A 9637-nucleotide genomic window follows, 5' to 3' on the forward strand; every position below is an offset into this window, starting at 1 on the left:
GCCCCCGGGCTCAGAAGGCCTCCGCGAGCTCCGCGGCCTCCAGCGCCTCGACGTCGCTCTCGTCGAGGACGGCGGCGTCCGCCCCGTCGTCCACGATGACCTTGCCCATCTCGGCGGACACCCGGGCGAGCAGCGAGGCCTTCCGGGCGGCGAAGAACGCCGCGAAGTCGTCGAGCGCCATGAGCTCCGGTGCGACGAGGTGGGACCGGATGTGCCCGTGGACCACCTCGGGCGTGGACTCCGCGCTCTTGGCGAGCTTCACCAGGTAGTCGGAGGGCGCGCTGCCGCCGATGATCCGGTTGGTACGGGCCGTCAGCGGGGTCTTGTTGATGATCGAGTTGTAGCGCCCCGGGTCCTCGTCCTGCCCCTGACACCACACCTTCGGGAAGATGTGGTGGATGTCGATCGACTCGTCGAAGTACCCGGTGATCTCTGCCTTCTCGCCGGTGCGCCAGTCCATGGCGCCGGCCTTGAGCAGCAGCGCGTAGATGCCCTTGTACGCGGCGCTGTTGCGGGTCCTCAGCGTCAGCAGCCGACTGGGCGCGAACTCGGCGGCCCCGACGGTGCGGGGTTCGCCCGCGGTCCCCCTGATCCAGCCCACGACGTCCGGCAGGTCATGGCTGAAGCGGGTCTCGGTCGAGCCGCCGTACAGCTCGCCGAAGACCCCGCACCAGTACCAGCGGGCGAGCTTGTGCTGGGCCCCGGCGCTCTGGGCGTCGTCACCCGCGAGGGCCAGGATCGCGGCGAGCGGGATGAGCTGCGTGCCGTACGGCAGGAAGCGGGTGTCGAAGACGAACTGCTGGTGCAGGAACTTCGCCGCGTGCTTGAAGCCCTGCACGACCAGGGGCGCGAACCGCTCGTACTCGTCGAGCTGGAGTTCCAGCATGTCCTTGCGCTTGCAGCCGACGCGCGGAAGTCGCTCCTCCGCGACCCCGCGGGCCACCGCGTCCTCGCGCCGGGCGGCCGTGGCGAGCAGGGTCACCGACTGGAGGAAGTCCGTGTTCGACACGTCCTTGAGGATGCGGTACTCCGGCGCCTGCCAGGAGGCCTTCACCTCCTTGTCCCAGTGCCGCCTGAGGTCGAACTCGTCCGCTGCGAAGGTGGCGGTGAGCAGCTCGAAGACGGTGAGGGAGACGCCGCCGGTGTTGACGTTCTCGAAGACCTGGCAGACGGCCTGACGGGCGGTGTTCTTCCCGAGGGAGATCACCGGGACGTGGTAGCGGTCGAAGTTCCTGACGAAGATCTTCTCGAACCGCCCCCAGAGCCGCTGGGTCTCCTTGTCACGGTCCCACCAGTACTCCTCGAAGCCCGTGCGCCAGTCGTACGAGTCGAAGACGGCACTCAGCGGAAAGAGCAGCTCTGCGTACTCCTTCTCACGGGTCGAGCAGTCCTTGGTCACCTCGCCGTGGAAGTTCTTGACGATCTTGTCCTGCGGCAGGAACCGGATCGCGTCCTCGCGGTCCGTGTGCTCGTCCAGGACCGCGCGCATGTCGGCGTAGAACCAGCCCGTCACCCGGTGCTTGCGTACGTCCTGGGTCACCACGGGCTCGTTCAGCATGATCGACTGGAAGAGCGAGGTGAGGCGCTGCTGGCCGTCGAGGACGAGGGTCTCCGGCTCGGCGCCCGGCTTCGGAGTGGCCCCTTCGATCGGACGGTGCTTGAACCGGACGTCCCCGCCGGACTGCAGCGTCATGACCGTGCCGACCGGGAAGCCCTGCGAGACGGAAGCGAGCAGCGCCGTGATGTTCGGGTGGGGCCACACCCAGCCCCGCTGGAACTCGGGGAGCTGCGCCCTGCCGTCCTCGACCTGTCGGAGCAGGTCGTGGAGCGTGCGCTTGTCGATGCTGAATGCTTCGTCTGTCAACGCGGCCATCCTTCACTCGGGCGTCAGACGTGCCGGAGCAACCCCCCGGTCGGTCACCGGCCCGAGGCTACCCGGCGGTTCCGGAGGCCGTCCGGCGGTCCCGAGAGACGAGACCCCGCCCGTCAGGCGGTGTGCCTGTCGGGCGGGGTCTCGTTCCGTCGTGTTGTGGCCGGTCCGGTCAGGAGGCCGGGCTCGCCACCACGTCGATCGGCTTCGGGAGGGGGGTGCCCGAGCCGTCGCGGCGGGGGTCCGGGGACGGGAGGTCGACCGGGGTGCCGTTCTTCTGGGCGGCGTGGGCCGGGGTGGGGCCTGCCCAGGCCAGGGTCAGGACGTCCTCGCCCTTCAGGAAGCGCTGGCAGCGGACGCCGCCGGTGGCGCGGCCCTTGCGCGGGTACTGGTCGAAGGGGGTCAGCTTCGCCGACGTGCCCGCCGAGGAGTCCAGGGTGCCGGTGGAGCCCGCCACGGTGAAGACGACGGCGTCCGACGCCGGGTCGACGGCGGTGAACGAGATGACCTCGGCGCCCGCGGTGAGCTTGATGCCCGCCATGCCGCCCGCCGGGCGGCCCTGGGGCCGTACCTGCGAGGCCTGGTAGCGCAGCAGCTGGGCGTCGGAGGTGATGAAGACGAGGTCCTCCTCGCCCGTCCGCAGCTCCGTCGCGCCGACGATCCGGTCACCGTCCTTGAGGGTGATGACCTCCAGCTCGTCCTTGTTCGCCGGGTAGTCCGGCACCACGCGCTTCACGACGCCCTGCAGCGTGCCGAGGGCGAGGCCCGGCGAGGACTCCTCGAGGGTGGTCAGGCAGACCACCGTCTCGTCCGCCTCCAGGGAGAGGAACTCGGAGAGCGGCGCGCCGCCCGCGAGGTTCGGGGCGGTCGCGGTGTCCGGCAGCTGCGGAAGGTCGATCACCGCGATCCGCAGCAGCCGGCCGGCCGAGGTCACCGCGCCGACGTCACCGCGCTGGGTGGCGGCGACCGCCGAGACGATCGCGTCGTGCTTGGCGCGCTTGCCGTCCGTCACGGGCGGGAGGTGCTCGGTCACCGTGCGGGCCAGCAGGCCCGTCGAGGAGAGCAGCACCCGGCACGGGTCGTCCGCGACCTCGAGGGACACGGCGGCGACGGGCGCGCCCGCCGACTCCAGGAGGACCGTCCGCCGGTCCGTGGCGAACTTCTTGGCGACGGCGGCCAGCTCCGCCGAGACCAGCTTGCGCAGCTCCGCGTCGGAGTCGAGGATCCCGGTCAGCTCGTCGATCTCGCCGTTGAGGCGGTCGCGCTCGCTCTCCAGTTCAAGGCGGTCGAACTTGGTGAGGCGGCGCAGCGGGGTGTCCAGGATGTACTGCGTCTGGATCTCGCTCAGCGAGAAGCGCTCCATCAGGCGCTCCTTGGCCTGGGCGGAGTTCTCGCTCTCGCGGATGAGCCGGATGACCTCGTCGATGTCGAGGAGCGCGACGAGGAGGCCCTCGACCAGGTGGAGCCGGTCGCGCTTCTTGGTGCGGCGGAACTCGGAGCGGCGCCGGACCACCTCGAAGCGGTGGTCGAGGTAGACCTCGAGGAGCTCCTTGAGGCCGAGGGTGAGCGGCTGTCCGTCGACCAGCGCCACGTTGTTGATGCCGAAGGACTCCTCCATCGGCGTCAGCTTGTAGAGCTGCTCCAGGACCGCCTCGGGCACGAAGCCGTTCTTGATCTCGATGACCAGGCGGAGGCCGTGGCTGCGGTCGGTGAGGTCCTTGACGTCCGCGATGCCCTGGAGCTTCTTGGAGCCGACCAGGTCCTTGATCTTGGAGACGACCTTCTCGGGGCCGACCGTGAAGGGCAGCTCGGTCACGACGATGCCCTTGCGGCGGGCCGTGACGGTCTCCACGGTCGCGGTGGCGCGGATCTTGAAGGAGCCGCGGCCCGACGCGTACGCGTCCTTGATGCCGGAGAGGCCGACGATCCGGCCGCCGGTCGGCAGGTCGGGGCCGGGCACGAAGCGCATCAGCGCCTCGAGGTCGGCGTTGGGGTAGCGGATCAGGTGGCGGGCGGCCGCGACGACCTCGCCCAGGTTGTGCGGGGGCATGTTCGTCGCCATGCCGACCGCGATTCCGGACGCGCCGTTGACCAGCAGGTTCGGGTAGGCCGCGGGGAGCGCGACCGGCTCCTGCTCCTGGCCGTCGTAGTTCGGCCCGAAGTCGACCGTGTCCTCGTCGATGGACTCGGTCATGAGCAGCGCGGCCGGGGCCATCCGCGACTCGGTGTACCGCATGGCGGCCGGCGGGTCGTCGTTGCCCAGGGAGCCGAAGTTGCCGTGGCCGTCGACGAGGGGGAGGCGCATGGAGAAGGGCTGGGCCATGCGGACCATCGCGTCGTAGATCGACGCGTCGCCGTGCGGGTGGAGCTTGCCCATCACCTCGCCGACGACACGGGCGCACTTGACGAAGCCGCGCTCGGGTCGCAGCCCCATCTCGTTCATCTGGAACACGATGCGGCGCTGGACGGGCTTCATGCCGTCGCGGGCGTCGGGGAGGGCGCGCGAGTAGATCACCGAGTACGCGTACTCGAGGAAGGAGCCCTGCATCTCGTCGACGACGTCGATGTCGAGGATTCGCTCCTCGAACGCGTCGTCCGGCGGCGGTGTCTTCGTGCTGCGGCGGGCCATCGCGGCTGCGGCTCCTTCACCAACAAGGTTGATCTGACGCGGACCATTGTGGACCGTGCCACCGACAACGCCGACCGCGACCCGGAAGAGGGACATCACGAAGGTCCGGGAACTTCGCCAGGTGTCGGCGCGCTTGCATACAGTGGCAGGACTTTTTCACATCGCGATCGAAGGGACGTACATGCCCATGGGTCACACGGCCACGGCCGAGGCCGGCTCCGGCGGCCTGACAGCGACCGAGCACCGGTTGGCGAACGGCCTGCGCGTGGTGCTCTCCGAGGACCACCTGACCCCGGTCGCCGCGGTCTGCCTCTGGTACGACGTCGGCTCGCGCCACGAGGTCAGGGGCCGCACGGGCCTCGCCCACCTCTTCGAGCACCTGATGTTCCAGGGCTCGAAGCAGGTGCACGGCAACGGCCACTTCGAGCTGGTGCAGGGCGCCGGAGGCTCGCTCAACGGCACGACGAGCTTCGAGCGCACCAACTACTTCGAGACCATGCCCGCGCACCAGCTGGAGCTCGCGCTCTGGCTGGAGGCCGACCGCATGGGCTCGCTGCTCGCCGCCCTGGACGACGAGTCCATGGAGAACCAGCGCGACGTCGTCAAGAACGAGCGCCGCCAGCGCTACGACAACGTGCCGTACGGCACGGCCTTCGAGCGGCTGACCGCCCTCGCCTACCCGGAGGGCCACCCGTACCACCACACGCCGATCGGCTCCATGGCCGACCTGGACGCGGCCACCCTGGAGGACGCGCGGAACTTCTTCCGCACGTACTACGCCCCGAACAACGCGGTGCTGTCGGTCGTCGGCGACATCGACCCGGCGCAGACGCTCGCCTGGGTCGAGAAGTACTTCGGCTCCATCCCCGCCCACGACGGCAAGCCCGAGCCGCGCTCCGGCGACCTGCCCGAGGTCATCGGCGAGCAGCTGCGCGAGGTCGTCGAGGAGGAGGTCCCGGCCCGTGCGCTGATGGCCGCCTACCGCCTGCCGCACGACGGCACGCGCGCGTGTGACGCCGCCGACCTGGCCCTGACGGTCCTGGGCGGCGGGGAGTCCTCCCGGCTGCACAACCGCCTGGTCCGCCGTGACCGTACGGCGGTCGCCGCCGGCTTCGGCCTGCTGCGGCTCGCCGGGGCGCCCTCGCTGGGCTGGCTGGACGTCAAGACCTCCGGGGGCGTCGAGGTCCCGCAGATCGAGGCCGCCGTCGACGAGGAGCTCGCCCGGTTCGCCGCCGAGGGCCCCACGCCCGAGGAGATGGAGCGCGCGCAGGCCCAGTTGGAGCGCGAGTGGCTGGACCGGCTCGGCACGGTCGCGGGCCGCGCCGACGAACTGTGCCGGTTCGCCGTGCTGTTCGGCGACCCGCAGCTCGCGCTGACCGCCGTCGACCGCGTTCTGGAGATCACCGCCGACGAGGTGCGCGAGGTCGCCGCGGCCAAGCTGCGCCCCGACAACCGCGCGGTGCTCGTCTACGAGCCCCTGGCGACCGAGCAGAGCGACAACGCCGACGGCGATGACGAAGAGGGAGCGGACCAGTGACCGACGCCGCCGTGTCTTTGACGAGCATGGACTTCCACCCGCAGCCCCAGCCGGGCGCCGCGAAGCCGTGGGCCTTCCCGGCCCCGGACCGCGGCACGCTGGACAACGGCCTGACCGTGCTCACCAGCCACCGCCCCGGCCAGCAGGTCGTCGCCGTGGAGATCTTCCTGCCGGCGCCGCTGGACGCCGAGCCCGCCGGTCTCGACGGTGTCGCGACCATCATGGCCCGCGCGCTCTCCGAGGGCACCGACCAGCACAGCGCCGAGGAGTTCGCGGCCGAGCTGGAGCGCTGCGGCGCCACGCTCGACGCGCACGCCGACCACCCGGGCGTACGGGTCTCCCTGGAGGTCCCGGTCTCCCGGCTGCCCAAGGCGCTCGGGCTGCTCTCCGAGGCCCTCATCGCCCCGGCGTTCCTGGACACCGAGATCGAGCGCCTGGTGCGCAACCGTCTCGACGAGATCCCGCACGAGACGGCCAACCCGGGGCGCCGCGCCGCCAAGCAGCTCTCCAAGGAGCTGTTCCCGGCCGAGTCCCGGATGTCCCGGCCGCGCCAGGGCACCGAGGAGACCGTCGCCGCGATCGACGCCGCCGCCGTCCGCGCCTTCTTCGAGGCGTACGTCCGGCCCGGCACGGCCACCGCCGTGGTCGTCGGTGACCTGACCGGCGTCGACCTGGAGAAGGTCCTCGCCGAGACGCTGGGCGCCTGGACCGGTGAACCGGCCGAGCCGCTCCCGATGCCGCCGATCACCGCCGACGACACCGGACGGGTCGTCATCGTGGACCGTCCCGGCGCCGTTCAGACGCAGCTGCTGATCGGCCGGGTCGGCCCCGACCGGCACGACAGCGTCTGGCCGGCCCAGGTCCTCGGCACGTACTGCCTCGGCGGCACCCTGACCTCGCGTCTGGACCGGGTCCTGCGCGAGGAGAAGGGCTACACGTACGGCGTGCGGGCCTTCGGCCAGGTGCTCCGCTCGGACGCCGAGGGGAACGGCGCGTCGATGCTCGCCATCAGCGGCTCCGTCGACACTCCCAACACGGGTCCGGCGCTCGACGACCTGTGGAAGGTGCTGCGCACCCTCGCCGCCGAGGGCCTCACGGACGCCGAGCGGGAGACGGCCGTGCAGAACCTGGTGGGGGTGGCGCCCCTCAAGTACGAGACGGCGGCCTCCGTCGCAGGGACGCTCGCCGACCAGGTGGAGCAGCACCTCCCGGACGACTTCCAGGCCCAGTTGTACGCGCGGCTGGCCGAGACCGGCACCGTCGAGGCGACGGCCGCCGTGGTCAGCGCCTTCCCGGTGGACCGGCTCGTCACCGTGCTCGTCGGCGACGCGTCGCAGATCGCGGAGCCGGTGCGTGCGCTCGGCATCGGTGAAGTGACCGTCGTGACGGGCTGATTCCGGTTCCGAGACGCCAACGAGAGGACCCCGACGGCATAGTTCGTCGGGGTCCTCCGCTTTGTCCGTATTGCGGTCAAGGTGATCGTTTGCCCTGTGGCATGTCTTACAAAAGGCGTGTCCGGTTGGTGATTGAAAGACGATCCGCATAGCGTCGGTGCGGCTGTTCGTCAGTGCACGTGCCGCAACCGCGGCATCGGACAGTCATCGCCGAGTCCCCGTCAGGCGCGAGCCTGGGGAGCCGGGGACCCGCATCGTCCCTGGGGTGAATCGGGCGCCTTCGTCTCGTACGGAGGGGCTCGTAGGAGACCTTCCTGCTCCGAACCCGTCAGCTAACCCGGTAGGCGAGAAGGAAGGAAAGGATCAGCCTCTACATGGCGTTCACCCGTGCCACCGGGAAGCATCGTGGTCCGAGCCGGATGGCGCGCCGCAGCGTGGGCATCGCCGGCGTCGCGACGCTCGCCACCACCGGCGTCATCGGAACCCTCGCCTCCCCGGCACTCGCCGCCGACACGGACGACCGCTCCGTCGAGGACACCGGCCTCACCCAGGTGATCACCGAGGACTCCCTCGTCGACCCGATCAACGCCCAGGCCACCGCCCAGGAGCAGGAGGCCGTCGAGGCCATCGCCGAGGCGAAGGCCAAGGCCGAGGCGAAGCGCAAGGCGGAGGCCCGCGCCAAGGAGATCCGGCTGGAGCGCGAGCGCGCCGCCCGCGAGGCCGAGCGCCGCCGCCTCGCCTCCTTCCAGGCCCCCGTCGCCGGCTCGTACGTCTCCACCGGCTACAAGACCGGCGGCTCGCTCTGGTCCTCCGGCCACCACTCCGGCATCGACTTCCACGCCGCCTACGGCACCCGGGTCGTCTCCGTCGGCTCCGGCACCGTCGTCGAGGCCGGCTGGGGCGGCGCGTACGGCAACAACATCGTGATCCGGATGAACGACGGCACGTACACCCAGTACGGGCACCTCTCCTCCATCGGGGTCTACGTCGGCCAGACCGTCGAGCCGGGCCAGCAGATAGGCGTCTCCGGCTCCTCCGGGAACTCGACCGGCCCGCACCTCCACTTCGAGGCGCGCACCAGCCCCGAGTACGGCTCGGACATCAACCCGATCACGTACCTCCGCGCCCGCGGCGTGAACGTCTGACCCGCACCGCGTCTCAAAAGCCCCGGCTCGTACTGAGCCGGGGCTTTTCGCTGTCCAAAAGACTTCCATGGATTACGCCGGGGCATCGGAAATTCCGGCGGGCTGCAATAGAGTCGACGATCGGCGCAGAACAGGCGCCGCTGGAATTGTCTCGCGCGCACCAAGGCGGAGGTCGGACATGCGCATTCCCGCGCACTCGGTATGCACGGCGATCCGGGACGACATCGTCTCCGGCGTGTACGAGCGGGGCGGTCGGCTGACCGAGGAGCAGCTCGCCCGCCGGTACGGGGTCTCCCGGGTCCCGGTCCGCGAGGCGCTGCGCACCCTGGAGTCCGAGGGCTTCGTCGTCACCCGCCGCCACGCGGGCGCCCACGTCGCCGAGCCGACCGAGCAGGAGGCCGCCGACCTGCTCGACATGCGGGCGCTGCTCGAACCGCTGGGGGCCGCACGGGCCGCGCAGCGGCGCACCGAGGCGCACCTCAAGGTGCTGCGCGGCCTGGTCAGGCTGGGGCAGGAGCGGGCCAGGCGAGATCAGGGCGAGGATCTGCGCTCGCTCGGCGGCTGGTTCCACGAGACGCTCGCGCAGGCCTCCGGGAGCCCCGCTCTGACGGCGCTGCTCACTCAACTGAGGCAGAAGATCGCCTGGACGTACGTCGTGGAGCAGCCCGCCCAGCCGGTCGAGGCCTGGGCCGAGCACGGCGCGATCGTGGACGCCGTGGCGCGCGGGGACGCCGAGCGGGCGCGGGCGCTGACCGCGCTCCACGCGGAACGCTCGATGCCGCTGCACCGGCTCAAAAGTCCGGAGCGGGGTCGTGTGAGGGTTTCGCAACATGCCGTCAACACGGCGAGCGCCCGAAATTAACAGCCGCGCCGTATACAAAGAACAGGAATTCGGTGCGGGATTTGTGCTGCCCGAAAAAGGTCCTGATAATGCGCATGGCCGTGGCCGCCCGGAATACGGCGGCCCCCGCCCAGCGGGGTGGGGGGGGCCTGAGTGAGACGGTGGCCGGCAGCCCGGCCAGGCCCTCGGCGACCCGCATCGCCAGGCGGGCGCGCGCGGCC

At 70.9% G+C, this 9637-nt stretch carries 7 protein-coding genes and 1 riboswitch; of the genes, 4 read left to right on the top strand and 3 right to left on the bottom strand.

Annotation, left to right across the window (positions count from 1 at the left end; all coding sequences use genetic code 11):
• Positions 1 to 10: 10 nt before the first annotated feature.
• Both ACFYX3_RS33545 and ACFYX3_RS33550 read right to left on the bottom strand, forming a co-directional pair.
• Positions 11 to 1864, bottom strand: coding sequence for a DUF262 domain-containing protein (locus ACFYX3_RS33545; protein WP_389021646.1), 1854 nt, complete (start codon positions 1862 to 1864; stop codon positions 11 to 13).
• Between the two features lie 178 nt (positions 1865 to 2042).
• The gene (locus ACFYX3_RS33550; RefSeq protein WP_389021649.1) at positions 2043 to 4499 is read right to left on the bottom strand and encodes a DNA topoisomerase (ATP-hydrolyzing) subunit A; all 2457 of its coding nucleotides are present in this window, start codon (positions 4497 to 4499) and stop codon (positions 2043 to 2045) included.
• A 181-nt stretch (positions 4500 to 4680) separates the two neighbouring features.
• On the opposite strand from ACFYX3_RS33550, the gene ACFYX3_RS33555 reads away from it, so the two are divergent.
• The 4 genes from ACFYX3_RS33555 to ACFYX3_RS33570 all read left to right on the top strand — a co-directional run bounded on the left by ACFYX3_RS33555 (position 4681) and on the right by ACFYX3_RS33570 (position 9437).
• The gene (locus tag ACFYX3_RS33555) at positions 4681 to 6036 is read left to right on the top strand and encodes a M16 family metallopeptidase (protein WP_389021652.1); all 1356 of its coding nucleotides are present in this window, start codon (positions 4681 to 4683) and stop codon (positions 6034 to 6036) included.
• Complete coding sequence (locus tag ACFYX3_RS33560) at positions 6033 to 7430, top strand: M16 family metallopeptidase (RefSeq protein WP_389021655.1); 1398 nt, start codon at positions 6033 to 6035, stop codon at positions 7428 to 7430. The genes ACFYX3_RS33555 and ACFYX3_RS33560 overlap by 4 nt, the downstream gene beginning before the upstream one ends.
• 198 nt (positions 7431 to 7628) lie before the next feature.
• Positions 7629 to 7792, top strand: a riboswitch (cyclic di-AMP (ydaO/yuaA leader).
• 12 nt (positions 7793 to 7804) lie between these two features.
• Positions 7805 to 8575, top strand: a complete 771-nt coding sequence (locus tag ACFYX3_RS33565) for a M23 family metallopeptidase (RefSeq protein WP_352024127.1) — start codon at positions 7805 to 7807, stop codon at positions 8573 to 8575.
• Positions 8576 to 8753: 178 nt separating this feature from the next.
• Positions 8754 to 9437 carry a GntR family transcriptional regulator gene (locus ACFYX3_RS33570; RefSeq protein WP_389021658.1) on the top strand — a complete coding sequence of 228 codons (684 nt, stop codon included), beginning with the start codon at positions 8754 to 8756 and terminating at the stop codon, positions 9435 to 9437.
• Here the strand turns inward: ACFYX3_RS33570 and ACFYX3_RS33575 are convergent.
• The coding region (locus ACFYX3_RS33575) for a hypothetical protein (protein WP_389021661.1) at positions 9412 to 9637 on the bottom strand (226 nt) is incomplete at its 5' end. The genes ACFYX3_RS33570 and ACFYX3_RS33575 overlap by 26 nt on opposite strands.

The sequence above is a fragment of the Streptomyces sp. NPDC002463 genome, assembly GCF_042889835.1.
GTDB classification, from domain to species: Bacteria; Actinomycetota; Actinomycetes; order Streptomycetales; family Streptomycetaceae; genus Streptomyces; species Streptomyces nymphaeiformis.